The organism is Myroides sp. DF42-4-2, assembly GCF_030326445.1.
Classification (GTDB): domain Bacteria; phylum Bacteroidota; class Bacteroidia; order Flavobacteriales; family Flavobacteriaceae; genus Flavobacterium.
On record NZ_JACAKI010000002.1, the window covers coordinates 1 to 26034 of the forward strand.

Annotated in this window: 19 protein-coding genes; 14 read left to right on the plus strand and 5 right to left on the minus strand. The window is 38.9% G+C overall.

Features of this window, described 5'->3' with window-relative positions; translation table 11 throughout:
- From HX062_RS02795 to HX062_RS02845, 11 genes are all read left to right on the plus strand, one after another.
- Window positions 1-2368 (plus strand): autotransporter outer membrane beta-barrel domain-containing protein (locus HX062_RS02795; protein ID WP_502888497.1); only part of this gene is annotated, 2368 nt, incomplete at its 5' end.
- A gap of 78 nt (window positions 2369-2446) precedes the next feature.
- Complete coding sequence (locus HX062_RS02800) at window positions 2447-3763, plus strand: T9SS type B sorting domain-containing protein (RefSeq protein WP_286466333.1); 1317 nt, start codon at window positions 2447-2449, stop codon at window positions 3761-3763.
- An 11-nt stretch (window positions 3764-3774) separates the two neighbouring features.
- Window positions 3775-4707: a PorP/SprF family type IX secretion system membrane protein gene (locus HX062_RS02805; RefSeq protein ID WP_182626289.1), complete on the plus strand. Its 933-nt coding sequence runs from the start codon at window positions 3775-3777 to the stop codon at window positions 4705-4707.
- A gap of 11 nt (window positions 4708-4718) precedes the next feature.
- Window positions 4719-6680, plus strand: a complete 1962-nt coding sequence (locus HX062_RS02810) for an OmpA family protein (RefSeq protein ID WP_286466336.1) — start codon at window positions 4719-4721, stop codon at window positions 6678-6680.
- A 999-nt stretch (window positions 6681-7679) separates the two neighbouring features.
- Window positions 7680-10799, plus strand: a complete 3120-nt coding sequence (locus HX062_RS02815) for a SusC/RagA family TonB-linked outer membrane protein (protein WP_286466337.1) — start codon at window positions 7680-7682, stop codon at window positions 10797-10799.
- Window positions 10800-10808: 9 nt separating this feature from the next.
- Window positions 10809-12479, plus strand: a complete 1671-nt coding sequence (locus HX062_RS02820; protein WP_286466338.1) for a SusD/RagB family nutrient-binding outer membrane lipoprotein — start codon at window positions 10809-10811, stop codon at window positions 12477-12479.
- A 189-nt stretch (window positions 12480-12668) separates the two neighbouring features.
- On the plus strand, window positions 12669-13172 hold the full coding sequence (locus HX062_RS02825; RefSeq protein ID WP_286466339.1) for a DUF2199 domain-containing protein: 504 nt from the start codon (window positions 12669-12671) through the stop codon (window positions 13170-13172).
- A 16-nt stretch (window positions 13173-13188) separates the two neighbouring features.
- Window positions 13189-14052: a helix-turn-helix domain-containing protein gene (locus tag HX062_RS02830; RefSeq protein ID WP_286466340.1), complete on the plus strand. Its 864-nt coding sequence runs from the start codon at window positions 13189-13191 to the stop codon at window positions 14050-14052.
- Between the two features lie 209 nt (window positions 14053-14261).
- On the plus strand, window positions 14262-15386 hold the full coding sequence (locus tag HX062_RS02835) for an efflux RND transporter periplasmic adaptor subunit (protein WP_286466341.1): 1125 nt from the start codon (window positions 14262-14264) through the stop codon (window positions 15384-15386).
- A 12-nt stretch (window positions 15387-15398) separates the two neighbouring features.
- Window positions 15399-18557 carry an efflux RND transporter permease subunit gene (locus HX062_RS02840; RefSeq protein WP_286466342.1) on the plus strand — a complete coding sequence of 1053 codons (3159 nt, stop codon included), beginning with the start codon at window positions 15399-15401 and terminating at the stop codon, window positions 18555-18557.
- Between the two features lie 28 nt (window positions 18558-18585).
- A complete protein-coding gene (locus HX062_RS02845; protein ID WP_286466344.1) occupies window positions 18586-19977 on the plus strand; it encodes an efflux transporter outer membrane subunit in 1392 nt (463 codons plus the stop codon).
- A gap of 142 nt (window positions 19978-20119) precedes the next feature.
- Here HX062_RS02845 and HX062_RS02850 read toward each other — a convergent pair whose 3' ends face one another.
- Window positions 20120-20731 carry a hypothetical protein gene (locus HX062_RS02850; RefSeq protein WP_286466345.1) on the minus strand — a complete coding sequence of 204 codons (612 nt, stop codon included), beginning with the start codon at window positions 20729-20731 and terminating at the stop codon, window positions 20120-20122.
- A 303-nt stretch (window positions 20732-21034) separates the two neighbouring features.
- Between HX062_RS02850 and HX062_RS02855 the strand changes: the two genes are divergently transcribed.
- The 3 genes from HX062_RS02855 to HX062_RS02865 all read left to right on the plus strand — a co-directional run bounded on the left by HX062_RS02855 (window position 21035) and on the right by HX062_RS02865 (window position 22368).
- Window positions 21035-21235, plus strand: coding sequence for a hypothetical protein (locus HX062_RS02855; protein ID WP_182626279.1), 201 nt, complete (start codon window positions 21035-21037; stop codon window positions 21233-21235).
- Window positions 21236-21351: 116 nt separating this feature from the next.
- A complete protein-coding gene (locus tag HX062_RS02860; protein WP_286466346.1) occupies window positions 21352-21801 on the plus strand; it encodes a GNAT family N-acetyltransferase in 450 nt (149 codons plus the stop codon).
- A gap of 6 nt (window positions 21802-21807) precedes the next feature.
- Window positions 21808-22368, plus strand: a complete 561-nt coding sequence (locus HX062_RS02865; protein ID WP_286466347.1) for a helix-turn-helix domain-containing protein — start codon at window positions 21808-21810, stop codon at window positions 22366-22368.
- A gap of 20 nt (window positions 22369-22388) precedes the next feature.
- On the opposite strand, the gene HX062_RS02870 is transcribed toward HX062_RS02865, so the two are convergent.
- From HX062_RS02870 to porX, 4 genes are all read right to left on the minus strand, one after another.
- Window positions 22389-22763 (minus strand): DUF4258 domain-containing protein, encoded by a 375-nt coding sequence (locus HX062_RS02870; protein ID WP_286466349.1) that lies wholly within the window; start codon window positions 22761-22763, stop codon window positions 22389-22391.
- A 62-nt stretch (window positions 22764-22825) separates the two neighbouring features.
- Window positions 22826-24022 (minus strand): alanine dehydrogenase, encoded by a 1197-nt coding sequence (locus HX062_RS02875; protein ID WP_286466350.1) that lies wholly within the window; start codon window positions 24020-24022, stop codon window positions 22826-22828.
- 10 nt (window positions 24023-24032) lie between these two features.
- On the minus strand, window positions 24033-24449 hold the full coding sequence (tsaE, locus tag HX062_RS02880; RefSeq protein WP_182626274.1) for a tRNA (adenosine(37)-N6)-threonylcarbamoyltransferase complex ATPase subunit type 1 TsaE: 417 nt from the start codon (window positions 24447-24449) through the stop codon (window positions 24033-24035).
- Window positions 24450-26003, minus strand: coding sequence for a T9SS response regulator signal transducer PorX (gene porX / locus HX062_RS02885; protein ID WP_182626273.1), 1554 nt, complete (start codon window positions 26001-26003; stop codon window positions 24450-24452). It lies immediately after the preceding gene.
- Window positions 26004-26034: the final 31 nt, after the last annotated feature.

Consider the following 26034-nt stretch of genomic DNA (forward strand, 5'->3'; position numbering starts at 1 on the left):
AGTTGACGCAAACGGAAATACTTCATACATCTTCAAAGATGCAGCAGGAAACGCAATCACAACTATCGCTTTAACAGAAGACGTAGTAAACAACATTACAAACAAAGGTGATGTTTATGATGCCATTGTAAATGTTGTTGATGCTAATGAAACTTTAACGGTGTTGAGCTATGATATTAATGCTAATGCTTTAGTATACCAAGACGAAGAAGGTAAATCACATACTATTACCTTAAACAGTGGTGGAGTAACCTATGACGCAGATAAAAATGAGTTGACATATGTAGGCTCTGACAAACAAAGCAAGACGATTACGTTAAACAACACAAGTTTATCGTATGATGCGACAACAAGTATTTTGACGTATGTAAACTCACAAGGAGGAACACAAACGATTGATTTAAGTTCAGTGGTATCAGCTAATGAAACTTTAACGGTGTTGAGCTACAACATAGCTGAAAACAAATTGACGTATAAAGATGAAAGTGGAGTTGAAACTGCATTAAACTTAGGAACAGGATCTGTATCTTATGATTCAGCGACTAATACATTAACATATGTAGATGCAAAAGGTGTTTCACAAGACTTCACATTCAACGAAACAGGTTTAACATACGATGAGAATACGAATTCATTAACGTATAAGAATTCAAAAGGAGAATCTCAAACAATCAATTTAAGTGCATTGGTATCAGCTAATGAAACTTTAACGGTATTGAGCTATGATATTCCTACTAATGCTTTAGTATACCAAGACGAGGAAGGTAAATCACATACTATTACCTTAAATAGTGGTGGAGTAACCTATGACGCAGATAAAAATGAGTTGACATATGTAGGCTCTGACAAACAAAGCAAGACGATTACGTTAAACAACACAAGTTTATCGTATGATGCGACAACAAGTATTTTGACGTATGTAAACTCACAAGGAGGTAAGCAAGAGATTAATCTTAATACGACAATCCATGAGAATACATCGAATGCATTGACTTTAACAGGAAATAAATTAACAAGTACTGTGAATGGAAAAGATGCATCAGTTGAATTATCAGAAGAGAACGTAGTTTCAACAAAAGGAATTACTTCAACGAGTATTACTGTTGGTGGAGAATCAAATGGAGCAAATGCTACGTTGAAAAATGTAACATTAGAAATCAAACCAGGTAATGTAAACCAAATCTTAGTTACTGGAGCAGATGGCAAAACAGCATGGGTAGATCAATCAACATTGACTAATGTAACTTTAGCTGGAGATGTAACTGGAAGTGCAGGTTCAAATGAAATCACTTCATTACAAGGTACTGAAGTTGAAACTAAAGGACAGAAAACAGAAGGTCAAGTATTGACATACCAAGGAGGTAAGTGGATTGCTGCTACACCTAACGTAGACGCAACTGCGGTGTCAAATGCTAAAGACTTAACTGCTGCTGACGGAACTGCTGCAACAATTGAAGTAGTAACTGGAGGAACTCAAGCTGTACTAGTTGAAACAAGCTTACGTGTGAAAGGGGAATCGATCACATCAAAAGAAATTCAAGATGGAAGTATTGCTACTGCTGACTTAGGAAGTAAAGTTGTTACTGCAGATAAATTAGGAGCTGAAAAAGCTGATGAAGGAAAAGTTCCTGTTGTACAAGCTGATGGATCTGTAGTTTATCAAAAAATAGCTGCAACGAATGTTGATGGTGAGGCGTTGACTTCAGCTAATGCTTTATTAACTGTTGATGGAGATGCTACTAGCTCTTTGTTAAAAGCAGTTAACTTAACAGTAAACGAAGCTGAATTCAACATTGAAAACATGAAAGGTAATCTTGCTGTTACTCGAATAGAAGCTGGTGCGGAAGGACAAATTCTAACTACTGTTGGAACAGGAGACCAAGCAAAAGCAGTTTGGACAGCTAAAGATAAATCAACTGTTGTAAAAGGAGCAACGTCTAATGTAGTGGTTACACAAGGCGCTGGTAATGAGGCAAACGAATATACAGTAGATGTAAAAGCAGCAATGCCAAAAGTATTCTACATGCCACCAGTAATGTTTGATACATCTAAAAAACACAATGAAGTACAAACAAGAAACTTATACGAAGAGTATGTATCCATGTTTGGAGGTTCAAATCCTGTTGTTGATACACCGATCGAGGGAACAAGACCAGGTTTAATTAAAAACAATAGTGCTGAAAAAGCAACAATTCCTACATTTGATGCTAAACAGTTAGACTTCTATGTAGCATATTATGATCCTGCTGTATTTGAGGGTGTTGCTGTGAGTGATGCTGGAGTATTGACGTACAAAATCAAGAAAAAAGCAAAATACGGTGCATTTATGACAGTAGTATTCGTAGTTAGAGATACGCCACGTCAGTAAATAGAAACTGGTAGATAGTAAAACCTGTGTTAGTCCTTTTGGATTAACACAGGACTTATAAAAGTAAGACTGTAAACTATGAAAAAAATATATATGAACCGTGTACTTCTTTTAAGCGTGTTAAGCGCCAGTGGAACTGTCTTTGCACAGTCCTCAAAAGAAGCTTTTGTCAATCAAGGTCAGTTGTCCGTTGCTACAGGAGGCGTTATTTCGACGATGTATAGTTTTGATAACCAAGAGGATGCTAAAGTTTTAAACGACGGTACGGCCTATTACTATCGCGATTTTAACAACGATGGATTTTATAGCTTCACTACGAATCGCAAAACAGGAAAAGCTGTTTTTACGCGTTACGAAAATGAGCAAGGTACACAACTGATCAGCGGAAGTTCGCTTTCTGAATTTCACCATGTCGAGTTGAATAACCCTACGCCTAAAAAGGCCTTTGATTTGAAAAACAACATGGACGTTCACGGTACGATGGACTTCTTAGATGGAATTATCATTGTAGACCCAACACTAGCGGAGGGGGAAAAAATACCCCTAGGGATGTTGAGCTTCCAACAAGGTGCTAAAGTTGCCAACGTAGATGATGCTTCCCATGCCGAAGGTCAAGTGGAGAAAATCGGTAATGAATCCTTCCAATACCCTAAAGGAGATCAGCAAATGTACCGCTATGCGCGTATCACTGCTCCTCAAACGGTAAAAGATGCCTTTGTAGGGGAATACCGCACCAAAGACGATGCCTTTTTCGAAGCAAGACCAACTACAGCAGGGGTAATCAAAGAACTTAACACGAGGGAATACTGGTTGTTAGACCGAGGAGCAGATACCAAGAGCGATATTTTATTGACCTTGAGCTGGGATGAACGTACAACTTTACCTGCTATGCTTGTGGATCCAGAGAATGAATTACACATCGTTCGTTGGGATGCAACCCAACAAATGTGGGTGGACGAAGGTGGTGTTGTCGATATGGCTTCAAAAGAAATCACTACCGTATCTGAAGTAAAAGGGTATGGGTTCTTTACCCTAGCAACGGTGAAGAAAGATTGGATTTTGGACGGAGATATCGTGATCTACAACTTAGTCACGCCAGATGGCGATGGTAAGAACGATTACTTTATCATTGATAACATCAAAAAATATCCAAACAATACCGTAGAGATTTACAACCGTTGGGGAGTAAAAGTATACGAAACTAAAGGATATGATACAAACGGAGACGGAAGTAGCAATGTATTTAGAGGATATTCAGAAGGCCGCGTAACTGTGGATAAGAGCAAAAAACTACCAAGTGGAACCTATTACTACGTTGTTACGTATGAATACACAGATAAAAACGGTAGTCGCATGATTAAGAAAGCTGCAAATTTACATTTGGAGTCTAATTAAATCAAAACTAGATGAAATTTAGAAACACAATACAGACGATTGTTCTTGGCGGTATAGGCTTGTTCAGCATGACACAAGCCTATGCACAACAAGATCCACAATATACCCAATACATGTATAATCATTCCAATATCAACCCTGCCTATGCTGGGAGTAGAGAAGGATTAAACATCTTTGGTTTGTACCGCACCCAATGGGTGGGACTAGAGGGAGCTCCTAAAACAGCTACCATATCTATGAATACCCCATTAGGTGATTCAGGATTAGGACTAGGCGTAAACTTCGTAAACGATCACCTTGGGGTGATGGATGACAATACGTTGTCGATTGATTTGTCCTATGCCATTGATTTAAATTACGACTATAAGTTGGCCTTTGGATTGAAAGGATCGGCTAACTTATTGGATGTGAATTACAGTAAATTGCATATTTACAATCCTTCGGATCCCGTAGCAGAAGAGGATATCAAGAATAAATTCACCCCAAATATTGGAGCGGGATTATTCTTGTACTCGGATAAAGCTTATGTTGGATTATCGGCTCCGAACTTGTTGACTCGTTCGCGCTATAACGACAATGATGTGAAGACGCTACGCGAAAAAATACACCTATATGCAACAGGGGGCTATGTATTTGATTTGAATAGCAGCATCAAGTTTAAACCAGCAGCAATGGTAAAAATCGAACAAGGATCGCCTTTACAAGTGGACCTATCAGCCAACTTTATGTTTGTAGATAAGTTTACTGCGGGAATTGCATACCGTTGGGATGCAGCAGTAAGTGGTTTAGTTGGATTTCAAGTATCGGAAAATATCTTTGTGGGGTATAGCTACGATGCAGAAACAACCAAGTTGGCAAACTACAACTCAGGATCGCATGAGATCTTTATGCGTTTCACATTGTTTAACGGGTTTAAGCGTATAACAGCGCCGAGGTTCTTCTAAAAGATACAACTATGGTAAAACAGATCGTACAACTGGGGATTTTGAGTGCAGCTTTGAGCTTTAGCATTTCAGGATACAGCCAGATAAAAAAAGAAAAAACAGGAGATAAAAACTTTGATCGCTTAGCTTATGTCGATGCGATTAAAGTTTACGAACGCATAGCAGATAAAGGATATGTCAATACCTCTATCTTACAAAACTTAGCCGACGCTTACTATTTCAACGGAAAATTAGTCGAAGCAAATAAGTGGTATGCCGAGTTATTTGAAGGAACATATGACGATAAAGACACCTCTAAATTGTCTTCTGAATACTACTACCGCTATGCACAAACGCTAAAAGCAGTAGAAAACTACGCCAAGTCGCAAGAGCTATTAGAGCAGTTTGCTGCCCTAGAAAAAGAAGATTCTCGTACAGCCTTGTTCAACAAAAACCGCGATTACTTAGCACATATCGAAAATCATTCGGATCGCTATGACATTAAGTTGTTAGACTTGAACACGGAATACTCAGACTACGGAGGAACGATGATAGGCGACAAATTTGTGTTTACTTCTGCCCGCGCAACTGATCACCAAAACGGCAATCAAATTCACGCGTGGACAAACGAAAGTTTCACAAGTCTATACAGCTCAACTATAGGTCAAGATGGATTTGAAGAACCTGTGCTTTTCGCAGAAGAAATCAACTCTAAAGTAAATGATGCAACAGCCGTTTTTACCAACGATGGAAATACGATGTACTTTACGCGTAACAACTCCAAAGCAAGCGGTAAAAGCAAACAAAATAGAGATAAAACCTCGTTGTTGAAATTATACAAGGCAGTAAAGCAATCGGATGGGAAGTGGGGACTAGTAGAGGAATTACCGTTTAATTCGGATAATTTCAATACAGCCCATCCTGCTTTAACTCCTGATGGAAAATGGTTGTACTTTGTTTCCGATCGAAAGGGAACACTTGGACAATCTGATTTATTTCGCGTAGGCCTTTATGAAGATGGAACCTATGGGGAAGTTGAAAACCTTGGAAATACAATTAATACAGAAGGAAGAGAAAGTTTTCCTTTTATCTCATCAGATAATCAATTGTATTTTTCTTCAGACGGTCACCCAGGATTAGGAGGAATGGATGTGTTTGTAGCTAAACTATATCCCAACGGCAGTTTTGGACCAGTGGTGAATATGGGAGCACCAATCAACAGCAGCCTAGATGATTTTGGATTTTATTTAGACCCAGCACAAGGAAAAGGATTCGTTAGTTCAAACCGAGCAGAAGGTAAAGGAGCTGATGATATCTACTTCCTAGCAGAAAAACCTTGTAAACAAAGTATAGAAGGAATCGTATATGATAAGGATACAAACGAAGTATTAGCCGATGCTTTAGTTGTTATTTCTGATGCCTTATATCAAAAATCCGATACTTTATACACAAATAGTAAAGGATATTATGTAACTTCGCTATTGGATTGTGGAAATAAATACCGCATTAAGGCAGAAAAAGCTTTATACAATACCGTAGAAGTAGCTTTTAATATCAATCGCGAACCAGGGGTTAAAACAGTGAATATCGGACTTGAGAAAACTGAAAAACCAATAGAAGTAAACGATGACCTATTCAAAAAGCTACAATTACAACCGATTTACTTTGATTTTGATAAATCAAACATCCGCAGAGATGCCTCAATTGAGTTGATGAAAGTAGTGGAAGTAATGAAGGAGTACCCAAGCATGAAGCTTGATGTACGTTCACATACGGATAGTAGAGGAAACGATGCATACAATATGCAGTTATCCGATCGCCGTGTGAAATCAACTATTAAGTGGATGATCGAGCAAGGTATTGATCCAGGTCGTTTAACAGGTCGTGGTTATGGAGAGAGTCAGTTGCAAAACAAATGTAGCAACGGCGTACCATGTACGGCAGAAGAGCACCAGTTAAATAGACGTAGTGAGTTCATTATTTTAGAAATGTAACACACAAGTAAACAACAAAACAATTTTTTTTCGATAATCCTGCTGTAGGATTTTAAACAAGCAGCACTAAGCCCAGAAGAGGGTGTCCGAAAGGGCACCCTCTTTCTTTTGTATTACTATGTCCCTGTTTGTAGGACGAACAAGGCCCCTAATCATGCTCAACCCAAAAAAAAGAACATACTGAAACCGGTATACTAAGAGTAGAACTACTACTTTCCGCTATGCATGCCCCCAATAACCCTGTCTTGTAAGTGATAATAGTTACTCTCCCTTTTTACAATCCTTCCTTGCCATGTACTTACTACAGGCAAACGCTACAAACCTAAGCAAGTTGAAACGAATCTGAAATACCCCTTTCCCATATTTACCTTTATTTGGCCTACATAGGCATAAATTACCATTATTGTTCCTATATAAAAATCGTACGGTCGTTATAATCAGGTTATTATACTGCTTTGTTTTAGTTTTGTTCGATACTCCTTCGGTAATTGTTCGGAAATACAGGGGTTAGACGCACTTTTACCGAAGGTGACTCGAAGGAGACCCGAACAAAACCCAAAGGATTTGCTTGTATTGTATAGTACTCAACACTTCTTTTTCGTCTACAATCAGATAAAAACAGGGTATTGAACTTGCATATCATGGCTATGAGAGGACGTGACAACCGAAAAAAGACCTGAAATTTCACCCAATTATCTTCCTTATTTGACTGTATAAGACAGCATTTCCTACTTTAAGAAAACAAATAAATTAACAAACTCAACAGGAAATGCACCTAAATAACACCATATCCATTAGTTAATGTTTTATTAATATTTAGGGTTTTTTTAGCTTATGGCTAAATGTTTACCCTTATAAATAGTTGAATAATATAAGCTATAACTCGTTGAATTTTAATTCTATACTTTTGAATTTAGTCCCGAAATCACTTGTTTGTTTTTTTAAATTATTATAGATAACGGTAGGTTAATTTTGATTAATAAACTAATCAAATACATAATGAATTTAAAATTAAGGTACCTCTATCTCAGTGTATTGTGCTTGTTTTTTCAGCTTGCACATGCACAAGAAAAAGAACTCTCCGGAGTTGTAACAGATGAAGGGATGACCTTACCAGGTGTTACTGTAATCATTCAAGGCACTCAACAAGGCACCCAAACGGATCTGGATGGAAAGTATAGCATTAAGGTAAAAAAAGGCGACACCGTCGTATTTTCCTTTATTGGTATGAAAGACGTACAGTACAAGGTTACCGATCAAAAGGTTTTCAATGTACAACTTGTGCCCACAGAACATATGCTGACCGAAGTGGTAGTTACCGCGTTGGGTATTAAGCGAGACAAGAAGAAATTAGGGTATTCCTCTCAAGAAGTTTCAGGTGAACATATAGCTGAAGCAGGGCAGACCAACGCAATCAATGCCCTTTCTGGTAATGTAGCAGGCTTGCAAGTAACTGCCCCTTCTACCATGGGGGGATCGACGCGCATTCTCCTCAGAGGGGTTAAGTCCGTTGTGGGCAATAACCTGCCTTTGATTGTCGTTGATGGTATTCCCCTGGACAACAGCAACTATGCGAATGAAGACATGCAACGTGGTTCTGGTGGACGTGACTATGGAGACGGTTCAGCAGATATTAACCCTGATGATATTGAAACAGTAACCGTCTTAAAAGGGGGGCCTGCTTCCGCCCTTTATGGAAATCGAGGCGGAAATGGCGTGATTATCTATACCACTAAGTCCGCAAAAGATGGGCGAACTGCCATTGAATTTAATACCGGACTCTCGTTTGAAACCGTTAATATAATGCCCAAACTGCAACAACAGTATGGTGGTGGATCAACCTCAACCTTTAGACAACAAGAAATTAACGGAAAAATATACAATATTGCTGAATATAACCTCGATGAAAGTTGGGGACCCAAATTTGACGGGACACCCTATTTGCCATGGAATGCTTTTGACCCAGAATTCCCCGCAGATTATTTGAAAGAAGTGCCTTGGGAGAAATCCAAACACGATGTTCGAACTTTCTTTAAAACAGGAGTAACCTACAATCAGTCCGTTTCAATTGCTAAATCCTTCAAAACAAGCAATATTCGAATGGGGTTTAACAACAATGTAACCGAGGGAATCGTTCCCAATTCCAAACTACAGCGCAACAATTTGACCATCAATGCCTCCACAGCATTAAGTGATAACCTCAAAGCTGAAGCCAATGTTACCTACGTGAGAACCAAAGGGTTTAACCGACCTGAAATAGGCTATGGCGATAATTCAGTCGCAGAGCGCTTTTTTCAATGGGGACAACGTCAACTCGACTTCGAGACATTAAAAGACTACAAACTCGCAAACGGCAATCAACGCTCTTGGAATCGAACCGCCTGGGATAGTGGAATTCCCGCCTATTCCGATAACCCTTATTGGGTGGTCTATGAAAATTTATCAGAGGATATTCGAAACCGCCTCTACGGAAATGTAAAGTTGACCTATAACTTCTCAGATAAAGTCTATGTAGTGGGAACCGCCTATGGAGATCGCTATAATTTGAACATTGAAGAACGCGTGGCTGTCGGCTCCCAAAGCACTTCCTCCTATTTGATTTCCAGACGCGCTGGCTCAGAATACAACTATGAAGGGCGTTTACACTACGATGATACTTTCGGATCCCTAGGTGTAAATGCCTTTGTCGGAGTGAATAGAAGTGAAAAAAGAGCCGATTTCTTACAAGGTGAAACTGTAGGAGGACTGAATCTTCCCAATTTGTACAACCTAAACAATAGCGTAGCAACAGCTAAATCCATCAATGACTTTTCACATGCGCGCACCAATTCTGTCTTTGGTTCTGCTAGTGTCAATTATCTTGAAACTGCTTTCCTCGAAGGAACAATTCGTACGGATTGGTTTTCAACAGTAAAAAAATCCGTAACCTATCCCTCCTTAACGGGAACGTTTATCTTTTCAAACGTTTTGAATGAGGTGGATTGGTTGAGCTTTGGTAAAATACGCCTTGGCTGGGCACAAGTAGGGAATGATACTGAGCCTTATCGCACAAAAGATTACTACAATGTCATCGGCCCTTTTTTAGGTGATCCCTCTTATGGATTAGAAGATACAGCAAACAACCCAGATTTAAAACCAGAGCTGATGACAACCAAAGAGATTGGTATTGAGGCCGCATTCTTAAAGAATCGAATCGGATTTGAGCTGTCTTATTATGAAATTGACACCAAAGACCTCATCACTAAAGTGCAATACGATGCGGCTACAGGATATGCATACCGCTGGATGAATGCCGGTGATATGAGCAACAAAGGAATTGAAGCAACACTGAATATAACACCCGTAAAAACCGCCGATTTCTCTTGGCAAATCACCTGGAATGTGGCAAAAAATCGAAACAAATTAGTCCGATTGGCTGAAGGCGTTGAGTCAGTTGAAATTGCAAGAGCGCCATTTCGAGTGTCCTTACAAGGGAAAATAGGGGAAATATACGGGCAAATCTACGGTACAGATTACGTATATGATGCCTATGGAAACAAAGTTATAGGAGAAGATGGATTGTATAAAGCCACAGAAGTGAAAGCTTTGGGATCCTATCTGCCCGATTACAACATGGGAATACGCAACAGTTTCCGCTATAAAAACTTCAACCTAGGATTTCTCATTGATATCCAAAAAGGAGGTAAGTACTTCTCTACAACACATATGTATGGGATGTATTCCGGTATGTTAGAAGAAACAGCCAAAGGAGGTATTCGCGAAGCAGGGTTGATCTTGGATGGCGTAACCGAAGACGGAGCGAAAAACGACCAAAGAATTAGTGCAGTAGATTGGGCAAAAGGCTTTAATACAACCGTAGATGCACAAAATGTATTTGATGCCGACTACGTTAAACTACGCGAAATAACCTTAGCCTATGATCTACCTGTGAAGTGGATTGGCCCTTTTCACGGCGTGACAATCTCTCTATTTGCCAGAAACTTGTTTAGTTGGAATCTCGCTTGGAATGGTATGGACCCTGAAATGGCTTCCTACGCCAGTGGAAATATCCAAGCTATCGAAGGTGCTTCTCTACCCTCTACACGCTCGTATGGGATGAACGTTAAATTCAAATTATAATCAATACCTATGAAAAAATATACCTTCTCCTGGGCGCTTGTAGTACTGCTTTTTCTAGTTACAAGTTGTGATAGTGATTTGGAACAAATCAACATCGATCCCAATAAGCCCCTAGAAGTAACAACCAATGGATTATTTAACAATACCAATAGAACGCTGATGACTAATACCCGTAGGGGAATGCCCTCCGGACGTATGGCATTGCCCTGGGTACAGTATTCCGCTCAACGAAATTATACCGCAGAAGATCGCTATCAGTTTAGAGGCGAAGTCAACAACAGCCTCTATAAAAATATTTTTCTAGCAGTGAAAGGCTACAAGGAAATTATCGATATTGTGACAAATCCTGCGAATGAAGCAAAAGTTAAAACGTATGGAGACCCCGCTAATCAACTAGCGGCTGCGCGTATTATGATTGCGTATGCCCAATTGCAACTGGTCGATATGTATGGCGATGTTCCCTACTACTCCTACGGAACAAAAGATGCGGACTTCCAGGCAATGACCCTGGGAACTGCATCGGAAATAGCCACGCCCGTATTTGCCCCTCAGGAAAAAATATACACCGATCTCATGCAGGAGCTAAAAGATGCTGCAGCATCCTTAAATATGAATGCAGATCAAGTCTTCTCATCGGGTGACTTCCTCTTTGGCTCTCCCTTAAAACTCAAAAAATTTGCCAATTCCCTTCGATTGAGAATTGCCAATCGCCTCAAAGATGTCCTGCCGAGCGCTAGAGAACATATTGCAGACTTAAGCAGCCATGTAGAGGAATTAATGCAGTCAAACGACGATAACGTGGGACAGGCTTACCAAAATGATAGAGTGAGACCTTCTCCTTTTTATTTTGATGCTTTTATAGACAAAAGAAACGATTTTTCGCCCGCTAATACCTTCGTAGAACTACTCAAAGGAGAATCCAAAACAAAGCGAACCAATCCTTTCGCTGGGGTGCTAGATCCGCGTTTGTTTAAAATGGTCGCGCCAATTAGTCAATTGCTAAAAGACGAGGATAGTGGAAAAGAAGTAGAAACGACTTTAGCCTTTTTTTACGACTCCTCAAAAGCTGTTCCTTGTATTGAAAAAAACGACTACGTCGATCGAACCGCTGATTTCTACTACGGAATGCCCATCGGGGTTACGGATGATTACACTGGAAGTCAAGCAGATTATGCTTCTCAATTTAGCGGTACGATTTACAACGCAGACCATACAGAGATCCTCATGGAATATGCTGAAGTTGCATTCATCCTAGCTGAATTAGGCATAAATCCTCAAGAAAACTATAAGAATGGAATTCGAGCGTCTATGCAAAAATGGCAGGTAACAACAACAGATCAAGACACATATTTAGCTCAAGTCAATACAGTAAACCTAGAAAATATACTCACGCAAAAATACATTGCCTTGTATATGCAACCGTATGAAGCTTGGGCAGAATACAGAAGAACAAATTACCCTAAAACACTCTTGCTCCCTGGTGAAACACATGAATTGCGTGTGCCTGGACCTCAAAAACAAACGGAATATACCTTCGTACCCTTCTTTGGATTGACCGACTTACCAGCGCGAATCACCTATCCAACTGATCTTAATTTGATCAATAAGGCGAATAAAGATGCCGCCGCAGCTCGAATGGGAGGGGATCAAATGAATACCAAACTAATTTGGGCAAAATAATACACTTGCATAGTAATTAATGAAAATAGGATGCTCTCTGAGTGTCCTGTTTTTTTTATATTCTTCCTCCAATTGACTGCGAAGCATACCCCGTCATTTTTTATAGATCTGAAAATTGCACAAACAACAAACCGCACAAACCTCATCCCACCATCTTCTAATTTTTTCGTACTATTGTAAAAAAAACAAATGCTATTTACTTGTACACATTGTGGAAAAGAACATGAAAGTTGGCCTGCCTTAGCTTATCCAACACCATTGAGTTATGCGCAATTAACCGATGCTGAAAAAGAAAATGCTGAAGTAACCAGCGACTTTTGTGCTATCATTCAGCCAGATCAAACCTACTATTTCATTCGCGTTGTCTTGATTCAAACCGTAGTTGATGCTTGTCAGGATTTGGACTATGGCGTATGGGTGTCAGTAAGTGAAAAGAGCTTCAAAGAATATTACGAGAATTTTGACAATAAATCCTTTAAAGCAACCTATTTTGGCTGGTTGAATAACCATATAGCTCCTTATGATTTTGATACCTGTATTCAAATAGGTACCAATGTGGAAGTAGATAATGAAAAAGGCCGACCGTTTATCTATTTACACCAAAAGGAAGGAAATGAATTGCTGAACGATTTTTACCAAGGCATTACCGAAAAAGAAGCGCTAGCGCGAATTAACGCTACCTTGAAAAAATAATACAAAACCAATGTAGATGAAGCAGATTAAATGGGAAACCTTAGATCGATTGAAACAAAATTTTGCTGAATTTGATTCACAAGATCGCTATATCTATATGCCTATTATTAATTTAGACTACTATCCCGCAGAACCCTATCGGTCTAATTATTACGGAATTGGACTACTTGAAGAAGGGGAAATTACCTTTCACATTGATCTTACGGAATTTCACGTACAAGCACCTGCCATTATTTTTGCAGATACCACTTCCATTAAGCGATGGGATAAAACTAGACCAACCTATGAAATGGAAACTATTTTGTTTGGGGAAGACTTTTTACACGATAAATTAGTTGAAAACAATGTACTAACTGCGTTCTCAGACTTATCGAGCTTAGGCGGATGCGTTTCTCAATTGTCTCAAGACGAATTTAGCAATTTTAAAACCCTTTTTCGCGTTATTGAACACGCAAACAAAGTCGGCACTTCTCATCACTTAGAAGTGATCCGCGGGGTCGTCTACAGCATGGTGAATGAAATTGCCTACCTCTATGAAAAGTATGGAAATAAAACAAAAACAGCAAATACCATAGAGTTGCGGTTCAGAGAAGCAGTTGCAAAACACTGTAAAAAAGAGCGAAGTGTAATTTTTTATGCGGATCACCTTCATCTACATCCAAAGTATTTAAGTCAAGTGATTTCTGCTGAAACTGGGTTAACAGCAAGTGAATGGATTCAAAACCAAGTAGTCCTTGAAGCCAAAATACTGCTACAAGACAGTTCCTTATCCATCAATGCCGTCGCAGAAAATTTGAATTTTCCAGATGCAAGTACCTTTAGTAAATACTTTAAACGTTACGAAGGCATGACACCAAAACAATATCGCAACGCTTTCTAATAGTAACAATTACCTTAACCGGACTATTCTGTAACGAACCTTTCGACTATTTATTGCGCTTTATACTTCTTTGAAAAGAGTACAATCTTACCTTTTGACAATTAAACCTGCTTTTTAGCCCTTTATTGGGTAGTTGGTGTAGAATACATTTGTACACGCATTCAGAAGATGTACTTCTGATGATTAGATCAAATAAAAACCGACTACTTATGCATGTATTGTCAAAATTTATGTGGATGCTTTGTCTACTTTCTCTTGTGTCTTCCTGTAAAAAGAATACAGAACAAGGAGGATGGGGGACAATGCCTAATGAAGGAAGTTTCCCTTTGCAAACCATTCAAAAAGAAAAGGCTATCGTCTATACTTCCTATCCTGCAACAATAAGGGGAATTCGAGATATTGAAATCAGACCCAAAATAGAAGGGTATATTGAATCAATATTTGTGGATGAAGGACAATGGGTGACCAAAGGACAGGCCTTATTTACACTTTATGCTCCACAATATGCAGAGGAAAACCAAGCGGCTCAAGCGAAGCTCAACGAAGCGGAGGCAGCAGTGAGTCAAGCGCAATTGCAAGTGGAAAAGACAAAACCTCTTGTAGAAGAGGGAATTATCAGTCCATTTGAATTGAAAACCGCGACTTTAGATCTGAAGAGCAAACAAGCGTTTTTGGCTCAAGTGCAAGCTGAGCGTAACATTAGCAAAAGTAATGCTGCTTATACTACAATTACTGCTCCTTTTGATGGCTACGTTGGCTTATTGCCATATAAACAAGGGGCACTAGTGAATACACAAACGCAACTACCGCTGACGGTGTTATCTGATATTTCGACGATCAGTGCCTATTTCTCAATGAGTGAAAAACAGTATTTAGCCTTGGCTCAACAAGCGCATAATCAAGCGTTATTGCCCTATGTTCAAGCAATGGCTACCGTTGAATTACAGCTGTCCGATCAACAACTATTTGATCAGCAAGGATCTATTACTGCCATTAGTGGACAGCTTGACTTACAAACAGGGAGTATTCAAGTGAGAGCGGCATTTCCCAATCCTCATCAGCTAGTGCGAAGTGGAAGTACAGGAGTGATTCGATTAAAATACGAAATGGAACAGGCATTAGTTATCCCCCAATTAGCCACCTTCGATATACAAGGCAAGCGCTTTGTGTATATCGTCAATACAGAAAATGTAATTGAAAGCAGAGAAATTAAGCTTTTAGAGCATCAACCTTCGAGTGATTCCTTTATTGTAGTAGACGGAATTAAAGAAGGTGACGTAATTATTGCTGATCAAATTGGCGGAGCGAAAGAAGGAATGAAAGTAGTGAATTAAACAGAAGATAGTATGCTTAAAAAATGTATAGAAAATCCAGTATTGTCAACCGTAATTTCCATTATAATTGTCATACTTGGACTGTTGGGATTGTCTGAACTACCCATTACACAATATCCTGAAATTGCCCCGCCAACGGTACAAGTCGCTGCAAATTACCAAGGAGCAAATGCAGAAGCTGTAATGAAAAGTGTGATAACGCCACTTGAAGAAGAAATTAATGGAGTGGAACATATGGCGTATATGAGTTCAAAAGCGAGTAACGACGGCTCTGCAGTAATAACCATTACCTTTGATCAAGGTACGGATTCAGATATGGCTGCCGTTAACGTCCAAAACAGAGTGAGCCAAGCCTTGAGCCAATTACCAGAAGAAGTAGTGAAACAAGGCGTAACGACAACGAAAAAGTTAAGTAGTGAAATTTTTAGCTTCTTGTTTTACAGTACAGATGATCGCTATGATCAGACTTTTCTTGAAAACTATGCTCGCATTAATATTCTACCACAACTCAAACGAATTAACGGAGTAGGGGAAGCCTCTATTTATGGAGGTATGGATTACAGCATGCGCATTTGGCTTAAACCCAAAGAAATGGCCAATTACGGTTTAACTCCTTTAGATGTTAAGCAAGCATTACACGAGCAAAATATTGAAGCTGCTCCAGGAAAAGTTGGAGAAAATAGCAAACAAAGCTTCCAATATGTCTTGAAATATACTGGACGATTAGAAACAGCAGAACAATTTGGAGCTATCGTTATTCGCGCTGAAGCTGATGGACGCGTGTTGAGACTAAGAGATATTGCTGAAATCGAATTAGGAGCTTATTCCTACGCTATGTCTATTACAGCTTATGGCAAAAAAGGAACTTATATTGCGGTGAGTCAAACTGCAGGGTCCAATGCCTATGATATTATTAAACAAAGTGAGGAAATTTTACAGCAAGCCCAACAAAATCTTCCGCCAGCTACTGCTTTTGAAGTTTATGCTAATTCGAATGATTTCTTACTAGCTTCTTTGTCTAAATTGATCGCTACATTGATCGAAGCATTTGTGCTAGTTTTTATTGTTGTGTTGGTGTTTTTACAAGATTGGCGTTCTACGTTAATACCCGCTATTGCAGTACCTGTCGCTTGTATTGGAACGTTCTTTTTTCTCAACTTGTTTGGGTTTACCATCAACTTACTAACGCTGTTTGCTTTAGTATTATCTATTGGTATCGTGGTCGATGACGCTATTATTGTGGTCGAAGCTGTACACGCCAAACTATATGAAGGGGCTACCAATGCCAAAGTAGCTACGCTAAATGCAATGAGTGAGTTAACTACGGCTATTGTATCCATTACACTTGTGATGTCTGCCGTTTTCATACCTGTAACTTTTATCAAAGGATCTGTGGGTGTATTTTACAAAGAATTTGGCATTACTTTAGCGGTAGCTATCTTAATTTCAGCCGTTAATGCCTTAACGTTAAGTCCCGCTTTATGTGTCTTACTATTAAAACCAGAACCTCAAACAGAAGGGAAGAGAGAAGGAAGCAAACAAGGGTGGATCCCGCGTTTTAAAACAGCGTTTAACAGCAGTTTTGATCGCCTCACTGGACGCTATGTAGCCATTTTACACCTTCTCAATAAAAAGAAAATTATTGTGCTCTTTGGTGTACTCTTTTTCGGTTGTCTTTTTGCTTACTTAGCTAAGACCACACCAACGGGCTTTGTACCTAATGAGGATAGTGCTTCTATTTATGGAAATATCATTTTATCTCCCTCAACTTCTCTAGAAGAAACCGAGTATATCGCCAATCAAATTGACAGCATTGCAAGTACAATTCCAGAAGTGAAATTCACCTCTCTTTTGTCAGGAATGGACTTTTTTAGTGGAAATGGAAGTTCATATGCGGTGCTCTTTGTCAAACTTAAACACTGGAAAGAACGCCCTAACAAAGAGCAGGATATCCACCATGTCGTACAGGAATTATTTGCAAAAACGGCTCACCTAAAACAAGCGCAAATCGTCTTTTTCGCAGGCCCCACTTTACAAGGGTTTGGAAATAGTGCTGGATTTGAAGTTCAACTGCAAGACAAAACAGGTGAAGGCGATTATGCTCTATTTGAATCGCGTATTGGTGCATTTTTACAAGCCCTGAATCAACGCCCTGAAATTAGCTATGCCACTTCTTCTTATAACACTAATTTCCCTCAGTATGAAGTTGCTGTTCAAGTAGAAAAAGCAATGGCAGCAGGTATTGAAGTGACCGAAATACTAACGACTTTACAAGGCTATTTAGGCGGAATTTACGCAACTAATTTTAATCGTTTTGGCAAGCAGTATAAAGTCGTGATGCAAGCAGATCCCAAATACAGAGAGAATATAGAAGCGATAGAGCACTTATACGTCAAAAACAACTTGGGTCAAATGGCTCCCATTACAGCTTTTGTGGAACTCAAAAAGGTGTATGGCCCTGAATTTTTAACGCGATTTAACCTGTATAATTCAGCCTATGTCAACGGAAGTCCAAATGAAGGATACAGCTCAGGTGATGCTATTCGCGCTATAGAAGAAGTAGCCGCTCAAACATTGCCAAAAGATTACGGCTTTGAATACACGGGATTATCAAGAGAGGAACGCTCAAGTGGCAATCAAACCCTTCTGATTTTCGCCTTGTCTATTGTCTTTGTTTACTTTTTGTTAAGTGCTCAGTTTAAAAGCTATATTACCCCACTGGCCGTCCTTTTTTCGTTGCCAATTGGATTAGCAGGTGCCTTTATATTTGCTCAATTGTTCGGGATTGAAAATAACATCTTTCTGCAAATTAGCTTAATTATGCTTATTGGACTTCTGGCTAAAAACGCAATTTTAATTGTTGAATTTGCGCTCCAACGCAGATCGAGTGGCTTGTCTTTGGTACAAGCAGCAATTGAGGGGGCTAAAGTGAGGTTGCGTCCTATCTTAATGACGTCTTTTGCTTTTATTTTCGGCTTACTTCCTTTAGTAATGGCTTCAGGTGCAGGTGCATGGAGTAATAAATCTATCGGTACTGCCGCTGTAGGTGGAATGCTCATTGGAACTGTATTAGGGGTATTGGCGATTCCCACGCTCTTTGTCTTTTTCCAAGGAATGCAAGAACGATTCAGTGGCCAAACTCCTCAGCCTAGTGAACAAGAACACCTTTAAATGTCATGTTGAATCGAAAATCAAGAAAATGAAACCAATCTATCAATATATATGGGCGTTAGGGGGTATTACACTCGCGCTATCCTGTCAATCAGCAAAAGAAGTATATCCAGGTCAACAGCAAGTGGAAGTTGCTTATCGAAATGCGATAGCTACTGACTCTTCTTCTGTCGCTACCTTGCCTTGGCAGGAATTCTTCCAAGATGACTACGTCAAATGCCTAATCGAAGAAGGAATAGCAAATAATTTAGACCTCAAGATAGGATTGACGCGTATCGATGCAGCACAAGCAGTTGTCTCCCAGGCAAAGGCCTCCTTTTTACCAGATGTAAATGTAGGGGGATCGCTGCAACGAACAAGAGCGTCTTATCCTCAAAGCTTTGGATTCTTTAAGTATGCTACCCTTCACGAAGTAGCAGCAACAAGTACATGGGAACTCGACGTTTGGGGAAAGCTAGCGAGTAGTAAACGATCAGCCTATTACCAATTGTTAAAAACGAAAGCTGCGAAGCAGGCAATACAAACGCAGCTTGTTGCGCAAATTGCCCATTACTATTACGAGCTGTTACTTCTGGATAAGCAACTCCGTATTGTGGAGCGAACGCTTGAAAATCGAGCGCAAGATGTCTCAACCATGAAGCAACTAAAAAAGGCTAATCTCACTACAGAAGCTGCCGTAGTTCAAAGCGAGGCAAATTACCTCGATGCCCAAATTACACGTCCTGCCATCCAAAAACAAATACAAGAAGTAGAAAATGCTTTGAGTATTTTACTGGGAAGAACAGGAGGAACAATAGAAAGAGGAACAATAGAAGAGCAGCTTCCACCTTCGCAGATGAAAGTAGGCGTTCCTGCTCAATTGTTGCAAAATCGCCCTGATGTTCGCGTAGAGGAATTGGCCTTAGCTGCCTATTTTGAAGATGTAAAAGTGGCTAAGCGATCCTTTTACCCTAGTATAACGATCAATGCTTCCGTTGGATATTCTAGCTATGATGTGAAAGAGTGGTTTACACCCACCGGATTGTTTGCACAGTTAACTGCGGGATTGTTGCAACCCATCTTTGGCAAACGTCAAAATCAAACCAAGTTAGCTGTAGCCAAGGCTACCTATCAAGAGCAGATCTACCGTTTTCAACAAAAAGTATTGGAGGCAAGTAAGGAAGTATCAAATGCTTTATTGGCGTATGAAATAGCAGATGAACAACAGCAACTCCGCCAAAAACAAGTAGAAAAATTAGCCTTAGCTGTGGATTATACCAAAAAGTTGATGCTGTATAACCAAAAGACTACGTATACAGATGTATTAACTTCTGAGCAAGCATACCTCTATGCCGAATTGGAAATGGCCCATAACGAACTGGAAAAATGGTTAGCGACCATACAACTATATCGCTCCTTAGGAGGAGGATGGCTGCCATAACACCTAATCCCTTGCTTCTGCTGAGGTCTAGTGTCATTTTCATCAACGCTATTTTGTACGTGATACAACACCGAGTATATGCAAAAGTATAGGTTTTTTTTCAGCTAAAGAGCAAAGGGGGAGAAGTTCCCCTTTGCTTATTTTAAAAGGACAGCTTTATAATGCGGTCTAATTGTCGTTTATCAATGGAGGTAGGCGCAGACTTGTATAGCTCTAACTTCAACAGGGAAACAATTGAAAAGAAATCCGTCGCTAGCACTTTATAGTACACTTCAAAATCGTGTTCCGTTTTTTCTTGCAGGTGTTTGATTTTTTTGCTCTCTTCCATTAAATTGCCTACGCAAGCCAATATTTGATCGAAAGTCTCCGAAGAGGTGTGCATCTGTAAAAAACCAAACTCAAAAAGCAAATCTTGTAAGCTGTGAACCTCACGTTCTAAAGTTTTATCGTGACTTAAGTGCAGTGTTAGCTTTTCTTTCTGTAAAATGGTGTTTAACTGCGTTAAAAAATGAAAAAACACCTCCTGTTTCTTTTCAAAAACCATCAAATTGCGCTCCCTTGATTCCTCGCTCTTCGTTTGTCCTTGCAAGAGCAATACCGTGATAATGGCCGTAATCACAACCCCTAATAAGGTGCCAAAAAATTGTGCCGGCAACGAACTGAGTTCAAAAATTTCAAAAGTAACTGCTGTAATTAGAAAAATAATCGTTAAAACAAGCACAGCAATACGAGATAAATTAGGTTTTTGTTTCATTATCAATAGGTTATATGTTAAGTGAATAACTAAATATCGAAGATTAAAGTACAACATATTTTGAATTGTACCTGCTATTTTTTAGCATTAAAAGAATATAAAATAGCATAATTGGATTATTAGTAAAAAAAAGCCCCTTTTTTTGTACTTCACACAATAAGACAAAAAATATTACGTTTTATGGGGGTAATTACCCTAAAATACTGAAGTATTAAAATAATATTAAAATATACAGCATAAACGTGTTTTACATAAAAAAAGAAGTATGTTTATGATGAAGTAAGATATTTAAAATATTGAGTTATGAAAACAAGAGTAATGTTGAACTATGCTAAGACTGTTTTAGAGAGCGTTAGTTTTGATTCGAAATTATTTTATAAAGAATTACAAAAAGCATTAAATCATTTAGTCCCTTATGATGTGGAGCAATTAGGTGAATGGGTAAATAGTTTCATACAAGAAAAACCAGAATTAAGAGATTCATTACATTTGTTAAACGTATAAAGTGAAGCTACCTCCAACGGAGGTAGCTTTTTTTATGCATAGGTTGTTCGTAAGCGATAGAGGATTCTATTGTTCGTCTGCTTTTTTTTATCTTTGGGAGTAAAATCAACCACATTATGAAAATACGCCCATATATAGAATCAGATAAAAATGCTTTACTTCAGTTAATCGAGTGGAATATACCCTTGTATTTTGCAGCAGAAGAGGTGGCAGAATACAAGCGTTACTTAGAAGAAGAACTAGACCAATATTTTGTTGTTGAAGATGAAGGACAACTTGTAGGAGCAGGAGGAATCAATGTGTTAGTTAAAGAAAAAGAAGGTCGAATCAGTTGGGATATGGTTGCACCTGCTTTTCAGGGGAAGGGCATTGGACGCGCCTTGCTGTTGTATCGCTTGGGAATCTTACAAAAAATACCAGCAATTGACCGTATTCGCGTGCGTACCTCTCAAGTTGTATATCCCTTTTATGAAAAATACGGTTTTGTGACCAAGCAAATACAAAAAGACTTTTGGGCAGTGGGCTTAGACCTCTATGATATGGAGTTTGAACCACTAAAAAAATAACGCAGGATGAAACTATTTGTAAAAAATATGGTTTGTCATCGTTGCATACTTGCTGTAGAACAAATCTTTAAATCGATGCAATACACGCCTATAGCAATAAAATTGGGCGAAGTAGAATTGCAAGAGCAAGTGAAACCAGCAGATCTGGAAAAAATAAGCCAAAAGCTAGAAGCCATCGGTTTTGAATTGCTCAATGATAAAGAACGACAAGGCGTTTCCCAAATCAAATCGCTACTCGTTGAATTGCTACAAGGTGAACAATTGGTTTTAGAAATGCCCTTGTCAACCTATTTGTCAACCAAGTTAAACAGAGAATACCTCTATTTAACGCAGCTTTTTTCACAGCTGGAATCTACGACAATTGAACAGTATTTTATTCAGTTGAAAATAGAAAAAGTAAAAGAATTGCTGTTGTATGACGAATTGAGCTTAAAGGAAATTTCTTTTCGACTGAATTATAGTAGTGTAGCACATCTTAGTACACAATTTAAAAAGATAACGGGGATGACACCAACCGCATTTAAGCAACTCAGTCTTCCACATCGAAAGAAACTCGATCAATTATAAAAAGACAAAAGCCCTAATTATTAGGGCTTTGTTATATTTAAAAGTTTTACCTTATCCGTATAGTTGACCATTTTTATGGTAATAGGATCATTGTTGGCTGTTCGTCCGCTAATCACATAGAGCTTGCCGTCTTCGAAATCTACATTACTCTGATCAAAATTGACTTTTCCGTATTGCAAAGATTTTCTAATGTCCTCTTCAACAACCCATCCTTCTTTGAAAATTTTTTCAGTATCAGCACTATAGTGAACGGGCTTGCTTCTCAAATCTTTTAACACTCTACAATTGGGTAAATAACAAAACTCTGTTTTCTTCTCTCCAAAAAAGTAAAATAAAAACATGCAGCCAATCAGTAGGCCAAACAAGTAGTATGCAAGTCGTTGTATAAAGCTCATTTTTTCAAAATTTGTACAAAAGTAGCAATATAGCTTTGTAAAACTAAATAATTGGCAAAAAATTAGAACGCAAAAAGGCGAATGTCTTTATAGTCTAGACCAAACCAGTCCGCCACCACTTTATTTGTGATCAATCCCTTATACGTGTAAATGCCTGATTTGAGAATATTATCCGTAAAAACAGTACCTTCAAGACTTCCATTATCTGCGAAATCCAACAGAAAAGGCGTAATAACATTGCTAATCGCCATAGAAGCAGTTTTGCAATAGCGCGAAGTAATATTAGGTACTCCGTAATGAATAACTTCGTATTTTCGTTGTGTTGGATGCTCATGTGTTGTCAATTCTGACGTTTCAAAACAACCGCCATTGTCAATGGCAACATCTATGATTACGGCATCTCTCTTCATGCTTTCTACCATGGTTTGCGTCACGACAATTGGTGATCGGTTTTTTCCGCGGATTGCGCCAATAGCTACATCACAACGCATCAAGGCTTTCAATAGTATTTTGTCTTGAATTGTTGAGGTTGAAACAGGAAATGGAAGATTGTTCTGTAAACGCCTCAACTTTTGGATGGAATTGTCGAATATACGCACATTGGCTCCCATGCTAATCGCTGTTTTAGCCGCGTATTCCGCAACAATGCCCGCACCTAAAATGACCACTTCTGTCGGAACAACGCCTGTGATATTACCCATGAGCAATCCCTTGCCCTGATTTGTTGTAGTCATCAACTCCGAAGCAATCTGGATGGAGGCAATTCCGGCAATTTCACTCAAAATACTCGTAGCGGGAAAAGAACCACTCTTGTCTTGAATAAACTCAAACCCAATGGCCGAGATCTTTTTCTTCGCTAACGCCTTAAAATAGGTAGGATCTAGCGTTTTTAACTGAATGGTTGACCACAATACGCTATGAGGCGTCATCTGTTTGATTTCCTCTAGGGTAGGAGGAACGACCTTGACCACTATCGGACAACCCAATACTTTTTTGGTATCCGTAGTAATTTCAGCCCCTGCCTTGCTGTATTCTAAATCACTGTAACTAGCTGCTTCACCAGCTCCTTTCTCAATTAAAACGCGATGGCCATAAGCATGTAGCGTTTGCACGGCTTCTGGTGTAATGCAGATGCGTTTCTCCAAGGTAAAATTCTCTTTGGGAACCCCAATGAATAACTCCCCTTTGCGCGGCTCAACAAGCAAACACTCCTCTTGTGGAAGGAACGATTTTTTTGAAAAAGGATATAATTTAGCCATACATTACAGTTTAAGCATTGGTAATTATTAATTTTCTAACCTGAGTATCTACAACTTCAATTTGGATGATACTGTGGTGATCGGGAATCAAATTAGGTGTCTTCTCCGGCCATTCAATGAAACACCAGTTTCCACTGTCTAAATACTCCTCAAAACCAAAGTCATACGCCTCTTCCTCTTCCTCTAAACGATACAGATCAAAATGGTATAAAGACGCAGTTGATTCGGGTATTTGGTACGCATTAACAATAGAAAACGTCGGACTACTCGTCATGTCAGTTATCTTTAATTGCTTCGCCAAAGCTTTGATAAAAGTCGTTTTTCCCGCACCCATAGGCGCCTCAAACAACACAATCTTATGCGTTAACAACGGTAAAACCGCTGCCGCTATTTTGTCTATTTCCTCAAGTTGATATATAAATTCCATTTATTTTGGATTTAAAATGATAAAAGGAACGATCATCTCTTCCAGTGAAATCCCCCCGTGTTGGTAGGTGTTTCTAAAATAAGATACATAGTGATTGTAATTATTTTGATAGGCTAAGAAACAATCATTCTTTGCAAAAATAAAGGAACTACTTAGATTTATAGCGGGAAGCTGTATCTTTTTTGGATCTTTAACCACATATACATCCTTTTTTTCAAAGGTTAAACTCTTGCCTGTTTTGTAACGGAGATTTAAACTTGTATTCTTATCACCAATAACCTTCGAAGGGGTATTGCAGTTTATGGTTCCGTGATCGGTGGTTATAATTAACTTAAAACCAGCTTGTTGTGCCTGTTGAATCACATCCAATAAAGTCGAATTTTTAAACCAACTCGTCGTCAACGAACGATAGGCTTTGTCATTAGATGCCAATTCTTTGATCACTTCCATTTCCGTTTTCGCATGAGACAACATATCGACAAAATTGTAAACAATGGTAATCAGTTGATTGTGTTTGATAGCGTTAAAATTATCAACTAATTTTCGCCCGTCTTTTTGTCCGACAATCTTGTAATATTCATTGGGTACTGTTAAGCGCAAACGCTGTAATTGTGCCTGTAAAAAATCGTTTTCATGGAGGTTTTTACCCCCTTCTTCAACGTCGTTTTTCCACCATTCAGGATGCATTTTTTCCATTTGTAGAGGTGTTAAACCCGAAAAAATGGCATTTCTCGCATATTGTGTCGTTGTCGGTAAAATAGAAAAAAACGTGTGTTCACTCTCAATTTTGTAATAATTCGATACGATGGGTTCAAACGAGCGCCATTGATCATAACGCATATTGTCTACGACAAGAAAGAGAATCTTATTATTCTCCTTTTTCAGTTCGGGAACCACCCATTTTTTGAATATTTCATGCGAAAAAGTCGGTCGATCCGCAGTAGAGTTGATCCAAGTTTCGTATTTCTTTTCAATGAATTTCCCAAATAAACTATTGGCTTCGCTTTTTTGTCCTTCTAAGATATTGATCAAATTTTGATCCTCAATATCTTCGAGCTTAGCCTCCCAAAAAAGGAGCTTTCGGTAGAGGGAAATCCAGTCTTCATAAGTGTTGATCGACATTAAATCCATCGCTATATTGCGGAATTCTTTCTGATAACTCAAGGAAGATTTTTCAGAAACAATGCGGGAATCGTCTAAATTCTTTTTTAAACACAACAGAATTTGATTGGGATTCACAGGTTTGATTAAATAATCTGCGATTTTGGCGCCAATTGCCTCTTCCATAATGTATTCTTCTTCACTTTTTGTGATCATCACAATGGGAAGACTACTTTTGAGACTCTTGATTTCGTTTAATGTCTCCAATCCCGTTAATCCCGGCATGTTCTCATCGAGAAAAACAATGTCATAATGATGTTGCGTTACCAGATCTATAGCATCAGCTCCATTGGTAGCTTTGGTCACGGCATAGCCTTTTTTTTCTAAAAAGATAATATGAGGTTTTAATAAGTCAATTTCATCATCAACCCAAAGTATATTAATTGCATTCATATAATAAAGTTTCGAATATTTAAAATCAATT